This window comes from Xanthobacter sp. DMC47 (assembly GCF_056313845.1).
Window position 1 is genome coordinate 1,801,849 of sequence record NZ_JBQUZM010000001.1, and the last position, 15,786, is coordinate 1,817,634.

Sequence of the window (15,786 nt, forward strand, 5' to 3'; positions counted from 1 at the left end):
GGAAACGGCCACGCCGCAGCGCTTACAGGTAAGTGTCGTATTCGAGGGGCAGGATCTGCCGGGTGAAGGCGGCCAACTCCTCCCGCTTCATCACACCGTAGATGCGCCGATAGTCCTCGCCGAAGGCACGGGCGATGAAGTCGGAGGTAAAGAACCGACGCACCGCTTCCTCCATGGAGGGCGAAAGGCGCTCCGCCGCGTGCTCATAGGCATTGCCGGAAAGCGGCGCCGGCGGCTCGATCTCCCGCTCCAGCCCCTCCAGCATGCCGGCGAGAATGCCGGCCAGCACGAGGTGGGGATGGGCCTCGGCCCCGGCGATGCGGTGCTCCAGCCGGCGGGCGGCGGGCGGCCCGTTCGGCACGCGCACGGCCACCGAGCGGTTGTCGTAGCCCCAGCTGATGGACACCGGAGCATAGGAGCCCGGCACGAGGCGGCGGTAGCCATTATAGCTCGGCACGAACAGCAGCGTGGACTCCGCCATGGTGGCGAGCAGCCCTCCGGCGGCATGGCGCAACGCCCGGTCGCCGATGCCGTCGGGCTTGGCGAAGAGGTTTCCACCCGACGTTTCCATCAGGCTGACGTGGACGTGCATGCCGTTGCCGGCGAAATCCACCAGGGGCTTGGCCATGAAGCTGGCGCGCAGGCCGTGCCGACGGGCCACGCCGTCGATGAGCCGACGCAGCAATATGGCGTCGTCGGCTGCCGCCAGCGCGTCCACGCGATGGTAGAGATTGACCTCGAACTGGCCGGGTGCGGCCTCGGAAATCACCGTGTCCGCAGGCAGGCCCTGCTGCTCGCAGGCCGCGCGCATGTCGTGCAGCACCGGCGCAAAGGCATCAAGGTCGGACATGGAATACATGTTCTGCCGCGCCTGCCCGGTGGCCGGGAACACCGGCTCCGGCGGCGCGCCGGGCACGTCCGACGGCTTCAGCAGATAGAACTCCAGCTCGAAGGCGACGCAGGGGGCGAGACCCCGGGCGGTGAAGCGGTCCACGATGCCGGCGAGCTGCTGGCGCGGATCGAGCTTCCACGGCGCGCCTTTGGCCGAGCCGTCCGGCTCATGCATGGTGATGAGCACCTGCGCGGTGGGCCGCGGTGCCCAGGGCACAGGCTTGAGCGTTCCCGCCACCGGCCAGCACAGGCCGTCCTTGTCGCCGGTCTCGAGGTGGATCTCGGTCGCTTCCACCTCGCAGCCCCAGATATCGAGGCCGAAGATGGAAAGGGGGATGGCCACCCCGTCCTTCCAGATCTTGGTGATGGACCGCCCGGGAATCCATTTTCCGCGCAGAACCGCGGACGTGTCGGGCAGAAGAACTTCCACCACCTCCGGCTCGCCGTAGGTGGAAAGATAGGCCGCAACCTCGTCTTGAGGCTCTGCCGTGGCAGAGGCCTCGTCGGGTCGGCGGCCGGGGAGTGTGACCGGCATGATACTCCGTCTTCAAAAAAGCGACGTTCAAGCCGCATCCAAGCGCGAAGGCGTGGAACCTTCAAGCGCGTCCGCACTTATCACCCCTGAAGCGGGCGCGGATTGACCCCGGAGAGGTTTCTTTTTACCGCGCCGCCGGAGAGGCGGGACGAGATGGGACGATGGGCGGTTCGCCCCCTCGGCGAGGCGGCTTCCGCGAGCGGCAGGAAACCGGGCCGCGCGATGGCCTTCGGCCTGCGCTGGCAATGCCGCGCGTGGGATTTCTGCACACCATGTCTGTCGCCATCATGACGGCGACCTTCACCCAGTCCGCTCCAGGCGCGTGGCGGCACCGGCTTGCCACTCCCGGTCCGACGCTGTTCCTGCTGCTCGGCTTCGCCATCCTCGTCGCCATAAGTGCATCCTCGATCACCCTGGTCCACCGGGCGCGGTCGGATGCGGAAAGCGTCGCCCATACGCTGCAGGTGATGAACGCCGTTTCCCAGCTTCAGGTCCTCATCCGCCGCACCGAAAGTGCAGAACGCGGGTATCTCATCACCGGCCGCGAGGGATTCGCCCGGTTCTACGGGACCTCGAAGGCGCAGAGCGGCCCGACGCTGGATGAGATCGCCACCCTCACTGCCGACAATCCCGAGCAGCAGCGGCGCGTGGCGGAGGCCCGCACCCTGATCGCCGAACGGCTCGCCTCCTACGAGCGCTCCATGGCGCTCAGGGCGGCGGGCGACGTGGAGGGCGCCTTCGCAGACATTCGCGCCGACCGCACCGAAGGCGCCATGACCCGCCTCGGCACGCTGCTTGTGGAGATGAAGGCGGAGGAGAACAAGCTGCTGGAGGAGCGCTACGGCGCCTCCCGGGACAGCACGGTATGGCTGACCGCCGTCACCATCGCCGGGCTCGGCGTGGTGCTGGCGCTCGGCGCCCTCGCCCTCACCCTCAACCGCCGCAACATCAATGCGCTGCAATCGGCACAACGCGAGCTGGAGGCCGCCAACCAGGGGCTGGAGAAGCGCGTCGCCGAGCGCACCGCCGACCTCAAGGAAGCCAACGACGAGATCCAGAGCTTCGCCTACATCGTCAGCCACGACCTGCGCTCGCCCCTCGTCAACATCATGGGCTTCACGAGCGAGATCGAGGCCATGCGCGGCGACCTGTTCGAGCGTCTCGCCCAGTTGAGGGCAAAGGCCGACGAGCCGCCCGAGGCCGACGCGCAGATCGCCGCCGATTTCGAGGAAGCCCTCGGCTTCATCAAGACCTCCATCACCCGCATGGACCGGCTCATCCACGCCATCCTCGCCTTGTCGCGCGAGGGGCGGAAGGAGTTCATGCCGGTGGACGTGGACGTGGGCCAGCTGATCGCCTCGCTGCGCGACAGCATGACCCACCAGCTGCACGACGCCGGCGGGGAGATCGTCATCAAGCGCCTGCCGACGATCCAGTCGGACCGGCTGGCGCTGGAGCAGATCTTCACCAACCTCCTCGACAACGCCTTCAAGTACCGCCGGGACGAGGTGCCGCTCCGCGTCGAGGTCAGCGCGGTGGAGACGCCCGGCTTCGTCACCTTCATCGTCGAGGACAACGGCCGCGGCATCGATCCCAAGGATCGCGGCCGGGTGTTCGAGCTGTTCCGCCGCTCGGGCCGCCAGGACCGTCCCGGCGAAGGCATTGGCCTCGCCCATGTGCGCGCGCTGGTGCGGCGCATGGGCGGCCTCATCTCCCTCGATTCCAAGCTGGGCGAAGGCTCCACCTTCAAGGTGACGGTGCCGCGCCGGCTGCCCACGGAAACCGGAAAGAAGGACCATGGTTGAGCACGTCACCATCATCATGATCGAGGACGACGAGGGCCACGCGCGCCTCATCGAGAAGAACATCCGGCGTGCCGGCGTCAGCAACGACATCGTTGCCTTCAAGGATGGCACCAGCGCCGTCAATTTCCTGTTCGGCGCCGATGGCAGCGGGCGGGAAAGCAGCGGGCGCGCGCTTCTCGTGCTGCTCGACCTCAATTTGCCGGACATGACCGGCGTCGAGATTCTCGGCCGCATCAAGCAGAACGAGCATCTCAAGCGCTCGCCCGTGGTGGTGCTCACCACCACCGACGACAAGGTGGAAATCCAGCGCTGCTATGACCTCGGCGCCAACGTCTATGTGACGAAGCCGGTCAATTACGAGAATTTCGCCAACGCGATCCGGCAGCTTGGCCTGTTCTTTTCCGTCATCCAGGTGCCGGAGACCGATTGATGGAATGCGCCGTGTCCGACCCTCTGGCATCCCAACAGGACGCGGCAACCGCCCCGCCGCCGCCGCTGCGCGTGCTCTACGTGGACGACGATCCGGCCCTTGGCCGGCTGGTGCAGCGACAGCTCGGCCGCCTCGGCTTCGAGGTGGTGCCGGCGCTGTCGGGCGAGGACGGACTGGCGCGGCTCGACGCCGAACGGTTCGATGTGGTCGCCCTCGACCACTACATGCCGGGCCAGGACGGCATGAGCACGCTGCGGGCCATCCGCGCCCTCGAGAACGCGCCGCCTGTCGTCTACGTCACCGGCGCACAGGACGGGCGCCTCGCGGTCGCCGCGCTCAAGGCCGGTGCAGCGGATTATGTGGTGAAGGAGGTGCAGGCCGACTTCATCGAGCTTCTGCGCGCCGCCTTTGTCGCGGCGGTGGAGCAGGTGCGCATGCGCCGGGCCCACGAGGCGGCGGAAGCGGAAATCCGCGCGGCCCGCGACCGGTTCGAGGCGCTGGCCGCCGAGCGGGCGCTGCTGCTGCGCGAGATGAACCATCGCGTCGGCAATTCGCTGCAGATCATCGTCTCGCTGCTGAACGTGCAGGCCGGCGCCACCGACGATCCGCGGGTGAAGGAAGCGCTGAATTCAGCCCGCAACCGCGTTTCGGCGGTCGCGCAGGTCCACCGCCGTCTCTACACCTCCGACCAGATCGCGACGGTGGCGCTGGACCAGTATATCGGCTCGCTGCTGGACGACCTGCAGGTGTCGGCGCACCGCGAGCACGGCGGCATCACTCTCACCTATGATGCCGACCCGATCCACATCGATCCCGATCGCGGCGTCGCCCTGGGCATCATCGCCACCGAACTCGTCATCAACGCCATGAAATACGCCTATCCCGACGGCGAGGGGCCGGTGCGGGTGATGCTCAGGCGCGTGGGCGAACGGCTCGACTTCACGGTGGAGGACGACGGCGCCGGCATTTCGCCGGAAAAGCCGGCGACGTCCACCGGCCTCGGCAACCGCATCGTCAAGGCCATGTCCATGAAGCTCGGTTGCGAGCCGACCTTCGACCCCCGCGCGCGCGGCACCTGCGTGCGTCTCACCTTCCGCCTCGTCGGTCCCGGCAAGGCGTGAGAGGTCGGCGCGGGTTCCCCGGCGCCGCGCGGGCTTGGCTCAGATGCGCGGGACGATGATGAGCCGTTCCACCGGCTTGCCGCCGAGCAGATGCTCGGTGACGATCTCGTCGATGTCCTCGGGGGTCTTCGGCGTGTACCAGATGCCCTGCGGATAGACGACCATGATGGGCCCGGCCTGACAGAAGCTCAGGCACCCGGAGGAGGTCATGGCGATGTCGCGGCGGCCGGAGGCCTCCAGCTTCTTGCCCAGACGCTCCCACAAGGGCTGCGCGCCGTTGGCCCCGCAGGAACCGCGCGGGTGCATGGGCGGCCGCTGGGTGAAGCAGCAGAAGACGTGGTGGGTGTAGACCTGCGGGATTTCGAGGACTTCGGCTTCGGCGGCTTCGGACATGACGGCTCGCGGCTCGGTGAGGTTTCCTGAAGCCATTCAAATTGCATGCCGCCGCGCGTCGTTCGCCGAAAGCCGTTTCAGTCCAGAGCCATAGGCCAATGAAAACGCCGGCGCCCCGAGGGGACGCCGGCGCGGGTCGCGACACTGGCGGGAATGCGACACGGCGCAGCGACTGCGCCCGCCGCATCACAAGGTCATTTGCCCACGAACAGGCTGTCCAGCTTGCCGCCGGAAGCGAAGTGGGTGGCCTGCACCTTCTCCCAGCCGCCGAACACGTCCTCCACCTTCACGAGGCGGATCGGCGGGAACTGGTCCTTGAACTCAGCCGCCACCTTGGGGTCCACCACGCGATGGAAGGCCTTGGCCGCCACCGTCTGGCCGGCGGGGGAATAGAGGAATTCGAGATAGGCCGTGGCCGAGGCGCGGGAGCCGCGCTTGTCCACCACCTTGTCCACCACCGCCACCGGGAACTCGGCGAGGAGGCTCACGGACGGCACGACGGTGAGGAGCTTCTTGTCGGGATAGAGCCCCTCGATGGTGCGTGTCTCGGCCTCGAAAGTCACCAGCACGTCGCCGGTGTCGCGCTCCACGAAGGTGGTGGTGGCGGCGCGGCCGCCGGTGTCGAACACCGGCACGTTGGAAAGCAGCTTCTTCACGAAGGCGTCCGCCTTGGCGGCGTCGCCGTTGTTCTGCTCCAGCGCATAGGCGTAGGCGGCCAGATAGGTGTAGCGCGCGTTGCCCGAGGTCTTGGGGTTCGGGAAGATGACCTTCACGTCGTCGCGGACGAGGTCGGACCAGTCCTTGATGTTCTTCGGGTTACCGGCGCGCACGAGGAAGGCCGGGAAGGAATAATAGGGCGAGGCCGAATTGGGGAACTTCTTGGCCCAGTCCTTCGCCACATAGCCGGCCTTGGCGAGGGTATCCACGTCGATCACCTGGTTGAAGGTGACCACATCCGCCTCCAGCCCCTCGATGACCGCGCGGGCCTGGCGGGAGGAGCCGGCGTGGCTCTGGTTGACCGTCAGTTCCTGGCCGGTCTTCGACTTCCAGAAGGGGATGAACTCCGCATTGATGGCCGTGAACAGCTCGCGGGAGATGTCGTAGGAGACATTCAGCAGCGTGTTCGGCCCCTGCTGGGCCAGCGACGGCACGGCGCCAAGCGGGGCAAAGGCCGCGCCGGCAAGGGTCGCGGCGAGGAGGGCGCGGCGGGTAATCATGGAACCTGCTCCCGATTTCACATTTCACATAAGTTGAAATGTGGTTTTCACATGTACCGTTCCTAGCATGTGAAATGGGGGCTGTGAACCACGCAGGGGGCCCGCTCCACCGAAACTTACGTTTGGGAAGAAAAGACCCGCGACAGCGCCGCGGGCCTTGATGCGATCGGGTCAGAGGTTCAGCAGCGCCATGGCGGCCGCCTGATAGCGGGTGCCGGCCACCGCATCCGGTACGAAGAGCGCATCGAGCGCGGCGACCTCCTCCGGCGAGAGGTGGATGCGGGTGGCCGCCACATTCTCCTCCAGATACTTCTGCCGCCGCGTGCCGGGGATGGGGACGATGTTGTCGTCCTTGGCGAGAATCCAGGCGAGAGCGATCTGCGCGCTGGTCGCGCCCTTTGATGCGGCGAAGTCCTTCAGGGCTTCCACCAGCGCGAGGTTGGTCTTGAGGGCATCGCCGCTGAAGCGGGGATTATCCCGCCGGAAGTCTCCGGCGGCGAGGCTCTCCGGCCCGCTCACCGCCCCGGTCAGGAAGGACCGGCCGAGGGGGGAATAGGCGACGAAGGCGACGCCCAACTCGCGGCAGGCCGCCAGCATCTCGTCTTCCGGCTCACGGCTCCACAGGGAATACTCGATCTGCACCGCGGTGATGGGATGCACCGCATGGGCCTTGCGCAGCGTCGCCACCGAGCATTCGGAGAGGCCGAGGAAACGCACCTTGCCGGCCTCCACCAGCCCCTTCATGGCGCCCACCGTTTCCTCGATGGGCGTCTTCGGATCCACGCGGTGCTGGTAATAGAGATCGATGGTATCGATGCCGAGCCGCTCCAGGCTGGCATCGCAGGCGGAGCGCACATAGTCCGGCGTACCGGAAATGCCGAGGCGCTCGCCATTCGGGCCCCGCACATTGCCGAACTTGGTGGCAAGGATGACCTGATCGCGGCGCCCTTTCAGGAAGCGGCCGAGCAGGCGCTCGTTGTGGCCGACGCCGTACATGTCGGCCGTGTCGAAGAAATTTATGCCGAGGTCGAGAGCGGCTGCTAGGGTCGCGAGCGACTGTTCGTCGTCGCTCGGTCCGTAGAATTCGGACATGCCCATGCAGCCGAGACCGATGGCGGACACGGACAGGCCCGAGCGACCGAGGGAGCGATGGTCCATGGGGGACCTCATATGAAGGGGAGTTTGGGGACGTACAGCCAGGCGGATCCGCGCTGGCCATGAATGTAAACTACACCGTATAGTGTACTTATGTCAAGCGACATCCCTTCCCCTCCCCCGCAGTCCAGCCGCGCGACCGATGCCGCGCAGGCTGATGGCAATCCCGGGCGCGACCGCCGCACGACTGTGCCGCGCATCCGCGCAGCTGCGCGCCGGCTGTTTCTGGAGCGTGGCTATGAGGGCACATCCATGGATGCAGTGGCGGCGGCCGCCCCCGTCTCCAAGCGCACGCTCTACCAGCACTTTCCCGGCAAGGCGGAGCTGTTCGCCGCCGTCATCGATGACGCATGGTCCCACTTCACCCGCGCGCCCATCCTACCCGAGGACACGGCTGGCGACCCGCGCGCCGTGCTGCGCGCCTATGTGGGGCGCCTGACCGAGCATTGGGAGCGACCGGACGTGGTGCCGCTGCTGCGTCTGGTCATCGCCGAGGCACCGCGCTTTCCCGAGCTGTCGCAGGCCTATTTCGCCGTCGGCAAGGAGCCGGCGCTGAAAGGCCTCGGCGCCTATTTCGCCGCCCTCGCGGCGGAGGGGCGCCTCGCGACGGACGATCCGCAGCTGGCGGCGGCCCAATTCCTCGGGGCCATCAAGGAGCCCCTGTTCTGGCCGCGGGTGCTCGGCGTGCCGGTGGCCTTCGATGCCTCCGCCGCCGTGGAGCGGGCCATCGACGGGGTGCTGAAGGGCCGCTGAAGGCGGGGCATTTCGCCCCCTCGCCTTGCCCCTTGGCCGCCCCCCTGCTAAGAGCCGCGCCATCCGCGGGATGCTCGCGGCATTCCTCTTCCAAGAACAGACAGGACGGTCCCCCATGGCGATCGAGCGCACCTTCTCGATCATCAAGCCCGACGCCACGCGTCGGAACCTCACCGGCGCCATCAATGCCGTCATCGAGAACGCGGGCCTCAAGATCGTGGCCCAGAAGCGCATCCGCATGACGCGCGAGGAGGCCGAGACCTTCTACGCCGTCCACAAGGAGCGCCCCTTCTTCGGCGACCTCGTGGCCTTCATGACCTCCGGCCCCGTGGTGGTGCAGGTGCTCGAAGGCGAGAACGCCGTCGCCAAGTACCGCGACGTGATGGGCGCCACCAACCCGGCGAACGCCGCCGAGGGCACCATCCGCAAGCTGTTCGCCGAGTCCATCGAGGCGAATTCCGCCCACGGCTCCGACAGCACCGACAATGCCAAGGCGGAGATCGCCCAGTTCTTCTCCGGCAATGAAATTGTCGGCTGAACAGGTATTGGATTAAGATACTGCGGCGCGCGATCGAATTTGTGCGCCGCGGTATCCGGTTTTTGTTGAGGGTTCCGCTTGGGCACATTAACGTAGCGTCAAAATCCAGAATACGGCGCACCAGACGCAGAATACAATCTCGCGGTGACGCTGACGCTCAAATGGCCCGGGGTAGGGACTATGTCGCTCGACTCTCCAGTGCTCTGGCTGGCACTGCTGCAGATCATCTGGATCAACGTTCTGTTGTCCGGTGACAATGCGGTGGTGATCGCCCTCGCCTGCCGCTCGTTGCCGGAGAAGGTCCGCCGTACCGGGATCATCCTCGGCGCCGGCGTGGCCGTCGCCCTCCGCATCGTGTTCACCGGCATCGTCGCGACGCTTCTGGCGCTGCCGTGGCTGAAGCTCGTGGGCTCGCTCGCGCTCATGTGGATCGCGGTGGATCTCGCCAGTCCCGACGAGGGCGGCGAAGAGGCCATTCAATCCAGCGACAATCTGTGGAAGGCCGTGGGCACGGTGGCGGTGGCGGACATCGTCATGAGCCTCGACAATGTGGTGGCCGTGGCCGCCATTGCCGACGGCAACTGGTTCCTGCTTATTTTCGGCCTCGCCATCTCCATTCCGCTCATCATCGCCGGCTCCTCGCTGGTGATGGCGCTCATCAATCGCTTCCCGCTGCTGGTCTGGGCCGGCGCCGCCCTGCTGGGCTGGGTGGCCGGCGACATGCTCCTCGGCGACGTGGCCATCATCGAGCGGCTGGGCGAGGAAACCACGCATCACCTCCACCGCATCGTCTCCGCCGCCGGTGCCGCCCTTGTGGTCGGCCTCGCGCTGGCCCTGCGCTGGCACAAGGGTCGGCGCGCCCACGCCCACGACGACCTCCCAGCCTGAGACGATCAAGACGAAAGGGGCCGCATCGGCCCCTTTTTTCTGCCCCTTGATTGACGTAACGGAAGTTTCGGCGCGTCATCAACATGACGCTACGTAATAATAACTGCGGCGTGCCGGAGCCTGATCCGACCTTACCCGCATCCCCAGCCTCACCACATGGAGTGGACGATGGATTTCACCGCCCCGACCTTCTGGGTTGCCCTCCTGCAGATCATCTGGATCGACCTGCTGCTGTCCGGCGACAATGCGGTGGTGATCGCGCTGGCCTGTCGCTCTCTGCCGGCCAAGCAGCGCAAATGGGGCATCCTGCTCGGGGCTGGCGCGGCGGTGGGCCTGCGCATCCTGTTCGCGCTGGCGGTGTCCTACCTTCTCGGCGTGCCGTTCCTGAAGGTGGTGGGCGGTCTGCTGCTGTTCTGGATCGCCATCAAGCTCGTCACCGACAATGGCGGCGATTCCCACGAGGTCGCCGCTTCCGACAGCCTGTGGAAGGCGGTGCGCACCATCGCCATCGCCGATGCGGTCATGAGCCTCGACAATGTGGTGGCCATCGCCGCGGCGGCGCGCGGGCACTGGGAATTGTTCGTGTTCGGCCTGCTGCTCACCATCCCGCTCATCATCTTCGGCTCGCAGCTGCTGCTCTCGCTGCTCACCCGCTTCCCCATCCTCATCTGGGCCGGCGCGGCTCTGCTCGGCTGGATCGCCGGCGAGATGCTGGTGGGCGACGTGATGGCGCTCAGCTACCTGCAGCACCTCAACCCGGCGCTGGTGAAGGTGGCCGAGGACGGACTGCATCCGGCCGCGCTCCCCCATTATGTGGCCAGCACCATCGGCGCGCTCTTCGTGCTGGGGCTCGGCTACGTGCTGCGCAATCGTGGGCGCGACCGGGCCGCCGAGGCCGGCCACGGCGCCTGAGCCTCACCCGGCCGTTATCTGAAAAGGGGGCGACGGCGCGCGTCGCCCCCTTTATTGTCTCGGGGCCATGAACGTCCATGCCCCGACCGTTTCGCACACCGCCCACAGCCCGGTTGCGACCCACCCGTCCGTCTGTCCCCATGACTGCCCGTCCGTCTGCGCCCTGAAGGTGGACGTGATGGCCGACGGCCGCATCGGCCGGGTGCATGGCTCCAAGGACCAGCCCTATACCGCTGGCGTCATCTGCGCGAAGGTCGCGCGCTATGCCGAACGGGCGAACCACCCGGACCGCCTGACCCATCCCCTGCTGCGCACCGGCCCGAAGGGCTCCGGCCAGTTCACCCGCATTTCGTGGGACGAGGCGCTGGATCGCGTCGCCGACGGTCTGCTGAAGGCCGAGCGGGAGCACGGGGCGGAGTCCGTCTGGCCCTATTATTATGCCGGCACCATGGGCCTCGTGATGCGCGACGGCATCAACCGGCTGACCCATGTGAAGCGCTATTCGCGCTTCTTCTCCTCCATCTGCGTCAATCCCGCCTGGAGCGGCTACATGGCCGGCGCCGGCCGCATCGCCGGCGTGGACCCGCGCGAGATGGCCTCGTCCGGCCTTATCACGCTCTGGGGCACCAATGCGGTGTCCACGCAGGTCAATGTGATGACGCATGCCATCCATGCCCGGAAGAAGCACGGTGCCAAGATCGCGGTGGTGGATGTCTATCGCACGCCCACCATGGAGCAGGCGGACATCCCTCTCCTCATCCGCCCCGGCACCGATGGGGCGCTGGCCTGCGCGGTGATGCATATCCTCTTCCGCGACGGCCTCGCCGACCGCGCCTATCTGGAGCGCTACGCCCGCGACGCCGCCGCGCTGGAGGCGCACCTTTCCACCCGCACGCCGGAGTGGGCCTCCGCGCTCTGCGGCCTGGCGGTAGCGGAGATCGAGGCCTATGCGCGGCTCGTGGGCACAACGCCGGCCTCTTACTTCCGCATCGGCTACGGCTTCTCCCGCAGCCGCAACGGGGCGGTGAACATGCACTCCGTGGCGTCCATCCCCGTGGTCGCCGGCAGTTGGCAGCACTTGGGCGGCGGCGCGCTCCATTCCATGTCGGGCACCTATGGCTGGCGCAAGAAGATGATCGAGGGGCTGGACAATCTCGATCCCACCGTGCGCGCCCTCGACCAGTCCCGCATCGGCCCCATCCTGGTGGGCGAGGAGGATGCGCTGGCGGGTGGCGGCAAGGTGGCGGCACTGTTCATCCAGAACACCAATCCGGTCGCCGTCGCCCCCGAGCAGGAGAAGGTGAAGCGCGGCTTCGCGCGGGACGACCTGTTCGTTGCGGTCCACGAGCAGTTCATGACCGATACCGCGAAGATGGCGGACATCGTTCTTCCCGCCACCATGTTCACCGAGCATGACGACATCTATGGCGCGGGCGGGCATCCGCACATCCAGATCGGCACCAAGATCGTCGAGCCGCCGGGCGAGTGCCGCACCAACCACGACGTGATCTGCGCTTTGGCCTCGCGTCTCGGCGCCGAGCATCCCGGCTTCGCCATGACCGCGCGCGAGCTGATCGACTGGACCCTGCGCGAGAGCGGCCGCGGCCCGGTCGAGGCGCTGGAGGAGGCGCGCTTCATGGATGTGGCGCAGGAGTTCCGCGCCGCCCATTTCCTCGACGGCTTCGCCCATCGCGACAAGCGCTTCCACTTCGCGGTGGACTGGGCCAACCTCTCCTTCCCCGCGCCGGGCAAGTTCGGCCCGGTGGCGGACATGCCGGCCCTACCCGACCATTGGGCGGTCATCGAGGAGGCGGATGCGGACCATCCCTTCCGCCTCGTGACGGCGCCGGCCCGCAACTTCCTCAATTCCTCCTTCACCGAGACGCCCACCTCGCAGGAGAAGGAGGGGGCGCCCTCGCTGCTGGTCCATCCCGAGGATGCGACTGCGCTGGGTGTTGCAGAAGACGAACTGGTGGCCGTGGAGAACCCGCGCGGGCGGGTGGAACTGCGCGTACGGCTGTTCGACGGGCTCCGGCGCGGCGTCGTGGTCTCGGAACAGATCCATCCGGCCGGCGCCCATCGCGGCGGGCGGGGGATCAACACGCTGACGGGGGCCGACCCCGTGGCGCCGGTAGGCGGCGCCGCGTTTCACGACAACAAGGTGCGGGTGGTGAAGATCGGGTCGTGAGGCTCCCACGCCCGGCGGACTGTTCGCCGGACAAGCGACGTCACAGCCGGAGCGCTGATTCGGGGGCCAGCGCAAGAGTTCCGCGCAGCGGGCAGTACCTAGGTATCGCACCTCACGAAGCGCCTGCAGCGGTCTTCTGCGCTGGGCTCCGGCTCGCATTCCGCTAACGCTCAATGCGTCCGGAGCACGAGGCTTGCCCTCACACCCCCGGCGAAACCAGCGGCGGCAGGCCGCCCTTGGCTCCAGTGATCTCCACCCGTTCGTCGGCGACCTTCAGGCGGCCGGCGGCCAGAAGCTCCAGCCCCTTGGGATAGATCACGTGCTCCTGCGCCAGCACGCGGGCGGCGAGGACGTCCGGCGTGTCATCGGCCTCCACGCCCACGGCGGCCTGGAGAATGATCGGCCCCTCGTCCATCTCGGCGCGCACGAAATGCACCGTGCAGCCGTGCAGGCGCACGCCGGCCTCCAGCGCCCGCTCATGGGTGTGCAGGCCCTTGAAGCTCGGCAGGAGCGAAGGATGGACGTTGATCATGCGGTTGCGCCAGCGCTCCACCAGCCAGGGGGTGAGCAGGCGCATGAAGCCGGCGAGGCAGACGATCTCGATGCCCTCGGCCTTGAGGTACGCGTCCAGCGCCGCATCGAAGGCGAGGCGGTCGCTATAGCCCTTGTGCGAGAGCACGAGGGTCGGCACGCCATGATCCTTGGCGAAGTCGAGGCCGGCGGCATCCTCCCGGTTGGAGAGGACCAGCGCGATCTCGGCCGGGAAGTCCGGCGCCTCGGCCGCCTTCACCAGCGCCGCCATGTTGGAGCCGCGGCCGGAGATCAGGATCGCGGTGCGTTTCGGCGCCGCCTCGCTCATGACGCGAACCCGAAGTCGGCGGCCCCGTCATAGACCACATGAGCCGCGCCGGTGCCGGGCTCGATGACGCCGAGGCGGATGACCGTCTCGCCCGCGGCGGCGAAGGCGTCCGCCACCTCCTCCTCGCGCTCCACCGGCACCACCACGGCCATGCCGACGCCGCAGTTGAAGGCGCGCAGCATCTCCTCCGGCACCACCGCGCCAACGCTGGCGAGCCAGCGGAAGACCGGAGGGACGATGAGGTTGGAGAGGTCGATGCGGGCGATGGTGCCCGCCGGCAGCACGCGCGGCAGGTTCTCGGTGATGCCGCCGCCGGTGACATGGGCGAGCGCCTTCACCGCGCCGGTCGAGCGGATGACCGACAGCACGCTCTTCACATAGAGCCGGGTGGGCGTGAGCAGCGCGGTGCCGAGGTTCTTGCCCTTATGGAAGGGCGCCTCGTCGGTCCAGGCGAGGCCGGAGCGCTCGACGATGCGGCGCACCAGCGAATAGCCGTTGGAATGCACGCCGTCCGAGGCGAGGCCGAGGATCACGTCGCCCGGCCCCACGTCCTTCTTCGGCAGCAGCTCGGTGCGCTCGACGGCGCCGAGGGAGAAGCCGGCGAGATCGTAGTCGCCGTCGCGGTACATGCCCGGCATCTCGGCCGTCTCGCCGCCGATGAGGGCGCATCCGGCAGCCTTGCAGGCCCGCGCGATGCCCGCGACGATATGGGCGCCCACCTCCGGCGCGAGGCGGCCGGTGGCGAAATAATCGAGGAACAGCAGCGGCTCGGCGCCCTGAACGACCAGATCGTTGACGCACATGGCCACGAGGTCGATGCCGATGGTGTCATGGACGCCGGTATCGATGGCGATCTTGAGCTTGGTGCCCACCCCGTCGGTGGTGGCGATGAGGAGGGGATCGGCAAATCCCGCCGCCTTCAGGTCGAACACGCCGCCGAAGCCGCCGATGTCCGCGTCGGCCCCCGGCCGGGCGGTGGCCTTCACCAGCGGCTTGATGAGATCGACGAGCCGGTTGCCCGCATCGATGTCCACGCCCGCGTCGCGGTAGGAAAGTCCGTCCTGAGCCATAGGATCCCCGTCTTTGCGCGGGGCTTAGCCGCGAACGCGGGTCAAAGCAAGGCAGAGTGCCGTTCTTCGCCGTCTTGCACAGCGGGGCGGCAGGCCCGCACCATGGCGGCGACCTGCTCCACATCGTCCCGGAACGGCAGGGTCCGCCGCCAGACGAGGCCGATGGTCCGCGACGGCGCCGGATCGGGAAAGCGCAGCAGGCGCACGCGGGGGATGTGCCCGCCCTCGGAGGCGACGAACATCTGCGGCAGCAGCGTCACCCCCTGCCCGTTGGCGACGAGCTGGGCCAGCGTCGACAGGCTGGAGGCGCCGAAACGGCGCAGCTGGCGTGCATCCACCTTGCGGCAGACGTTGAGCGCCTGATCGCGGAAGCAATGGCCGTCCTCCAGCAGCAGGAGATCGGCGGCGAGGATGTCCTCGGCGGCGGCGGTCTCGCCCCGAAAGTCCGCCGCGCCTTCGGGAACGGCCAGCAGGAACGGGTCCTCGAACAGCGCCTTTGCCTCCAGCGCCGGGTGATCCACCGGCAGGGAGAGGATGACGAGGTCGAGATCGCCATGGGCGAGGTCGTTCACCAGTTGCTCGGTCTGGCTTTCGCGCAGCGCGATCTCGACGCCCGGCCAGCGGGCCGCCATCTCCGGCAGCAGGCGGGGCAGGAGATAGGGCGCGATGGAGGGGATGACGCCGAGCCGCATCCGCCCTTCCAGCAACCGCCCGCGATCGCGGATGGTGCGTTCCATGTCGGCAAGGGCGGCGAGCACGCCGCGGGCGCGGGACGCCGCCTCCTCGCCCACCGGCGTCAGCCGCACGCCACTCCGCCCCCGCTCCACGAGGCGGACGCCGAGGGCTTCCTCCATCTCGCGGATCTGCATGGAGAGAGCCGGCTGGGTGACGGCACATTCCTCCGCCGCGCGGCCGAAATGGCGGTGGCGGGCGAGGGCGTCGAAGTAGCGGAGCTGACGGGTGGAGAGCACTCGATAAGATTACCTTATCGAAAACTCAATGCAATCTGATTTGTCCTTATTCCAACTCAC

General features: G+C 67.7%; 15 protein-coding genes. 8 read left to right on the forward strand and 7 right to left on the reverse strand.

Annotated features, from left to right (window positions below; translation table 11 throughout):
• Positions 1-22: 22 nt before the first annotated feature.
• A complete protein-coding gene (locus tag ACT54R_RS08340) occupies positions 23-1,426 on the reverse strand; it encodes a glutamine synthetase family protein (RefSeq protein WP_168462272.1) in 1,404 nt (467 codons plus the stop codon).
• 272 nt (positions 1,427-1,698) lie between these two features.
• On the opposite strand from ACT54R_RS08340, the gene ACT54R_RS08345 reads away from it, so the two are divergent.
• Genes ACT54R_RS08345 through ACT54R_RS08355 form a run of 3 tightly spaced genes read left to right on the forward strand, consistent with a single transcriptional unit; the run spans position 1,699 to position 4,782 of the window.
• Entirely contained in the window at positions 1,699-3,231 is a 1,533-nt protein-coding gene (locus tag ACT54R_RS08345; RefSeq protein ID WP_476325294.1) for a sensor histidine kinase, read from the forward strand.
• Positions 3,224-3,661 (forward strand): response regulator, encoded by a 438-nt coding sequence (locus ACT54R_RS08350; protein ID WP_168462271.1) that lies wholly within the window; start codon positions 3,224-3,226, stop codon positions 3,659-3,661. The genes ACT54R_RS08345 and ACT54R_RS08350 overlap by 8 nt, the downstream gene beginning before the upstream one ends.
• Positions 3,662-3,672: 11 nt before the next feature.
• Complete coding sequence (locus ACT54R_RS08355; protein WP_476325297.1) at positions 3,673-4,782, forward strand: histidine kinase dimerization/phosphoacceptor domain -containing protein; 1,110 nt, start codon at positions 3,673-3,675, stop codon at positions 4,780-4,782.
• Positions 4,783-4,821: 39 nt separating this feature from the next.
• Here the strand turns inward: ACT54R_RS08355 and ACT54R_RS08360 are convergent, their stop codons facing one another.
• The 3 genes from ACT54R_RS08360 to ACT54R_RS08370 all read right to left on the reverse strand — a co-directional run bounded on the left by ACT54R_RS08360 (position 4,822) and on the right by ACT54R_RS08370 (position 7,550).
• Entirely contained in the window at positions 4,822-5,175 is a 354-nt protein-coding gene (locus ACT54R_RS08360; protein WP_168462269.1) for a (2Fe-2S) ferredoxin domain-containing protein, read from the reverse strand.
• 194 nt (positions 5,176-5,369) lie between these two features.
• Complete coding sequence (locus tag ACT54R_RS08365; RefSeq protein WP_476325299.1) at positions 5,370-6,392, reverse strand: sulfate ABC transporter substrate-binding protein; 1,023 nt, start codon at positions 6,390-6,392, stop codon at positions 5,370-5,372.
• Between the two features lie 171 nt (positions 6,393-6,563).
• Positions 6,564-7,550 (reverse strand): aldo/keto reductase, encoded by a 987-nt coding sequence (locus ACT54R_RS08370; RefSeq protein ID WP_476325301.1) that lies wholly within the window; start codon positions 7,548-7,550, stop codon positions 6,564-6,566.
• A 90-nt stretch (positions 7,551-7,640) separates the two neighbouring features.
• Here ACT54R_RS08370 and ACT54R_RS08375 point away from each other — a divergent pair, with 90 nt between their 5' ends.
• From ACT54R_RS08375 to ACT54R_RS08395, 5 genes are all read left to right on the forward strand, one after another.
• Positions 7,641-8,300, forward strand: coding sequence for a TetR/AcrR family transcriptional regulator (locus tag ACT54R_RS08375; RefSeq protein WP_476325303.1), 660 nt, complete (start codon positions 7,641-7,643; stop codon positions 8,298-8,300).
• Between the two features lie 115 nt (positions 8,301-8,415).
• Positions 8,416-8,838 (forward strand): nucleoside-diphosphate kinase, encoded by a 423-nt coding sequence (gene ndk, locus ACT54R_RS08380; RefSeq protein WP_168462265.1) that lies wholly within the window; start codon positions 8,416-8,418, stop codon positions 8,836-8,838.
• Between the two features lie 180 nt (positions 8,839-9,018).
• Positions 9,019-9,726 carry a TerC family protein gene (locus ACT54R_RS08385; RefSeq protein ID WP_476325305.1) on the forward strand — a complete coding sequence of 236 codons (708 nt, stop codon included), beginning with the start codon at positions 9,019-9,021 and terminating at the stop codon, positions 9,724-9,726.
• Positions 9,727-9,894: 168 nt separating this feature from the next.
• Complete coding sequence (locus ACT54R_RS08390) at positions 9,895-10,638, forward strand: TerC family protein (protein WP_476325307.1); 744 nt, start codon at positions 9,895-9,897, stop codon at positions 10,636-10,638.
• Between the two features lie 67 nt (positions 10,639-10,705).
• Positions 10,706-12,826, forward strand: coding sequence for a molybdopterin oxidoreductase family protein (locus tag ACT54R_RS08395; protein WP_476325309.1), 2,121 nt, complete (start codon positions 10,706-10,708; stop codon positions 12,824-12,826).
• A gap of 199 nt (positions 12,827-13,025) precedes the next feature.
• Here ACT54R_RS08395 and purN read toward each other — a convergent pair whose 3' ends face one another.
• The 3 genes from purN to ACT54R_RS08410 are packed head-to-tail and all read right to left on the reverse strand — an operon-like array spanning position 13,026 to position 15,726.
• On the reverse strand, positions 13,026-13,685 hold the full coding sequence (gene purN, locus ACT54R_RS08400; protein WP_168462260.1) for a phosphoribosylglycinamide formyltransferase: 660 nt from the start codon (positions 13,683-13,685) through the stop codon (positions 13,026-13,028).
• Positions 13,682-14,755, reverse strand: a complete 1,074-nt coding sequence (gene purM / locus ACT54R_RS08405; RefSeq protein ID WP_476325312.1) for a phosphoribosylformylglycinamidine cyclo-ligase — start codon at positions 14,753-14,755, stop codon at positions 13,682-13,684. Before purM ends, purN begins: the two co-directional genes overlap by 4 nt.
• 41 nt (positions 14,756-14,796) lie before the next feature.
• Positions 14,797-15,726 carry a hydrogen peroxide-inducible genes activator gene (locus ACT54R_RS08410; RefSeq protein WP_476325314.1) on the reverse strand — a complete coding sequence of 310 codons (930 nt, stop codon included), beginning with the start codon at positions 15,724-15,726 and terminating at the stop codon, positions 14,797-14,799.
• Between the last annotated feature and the right edge of the window lie 60 nt (positions 15,727-15,786).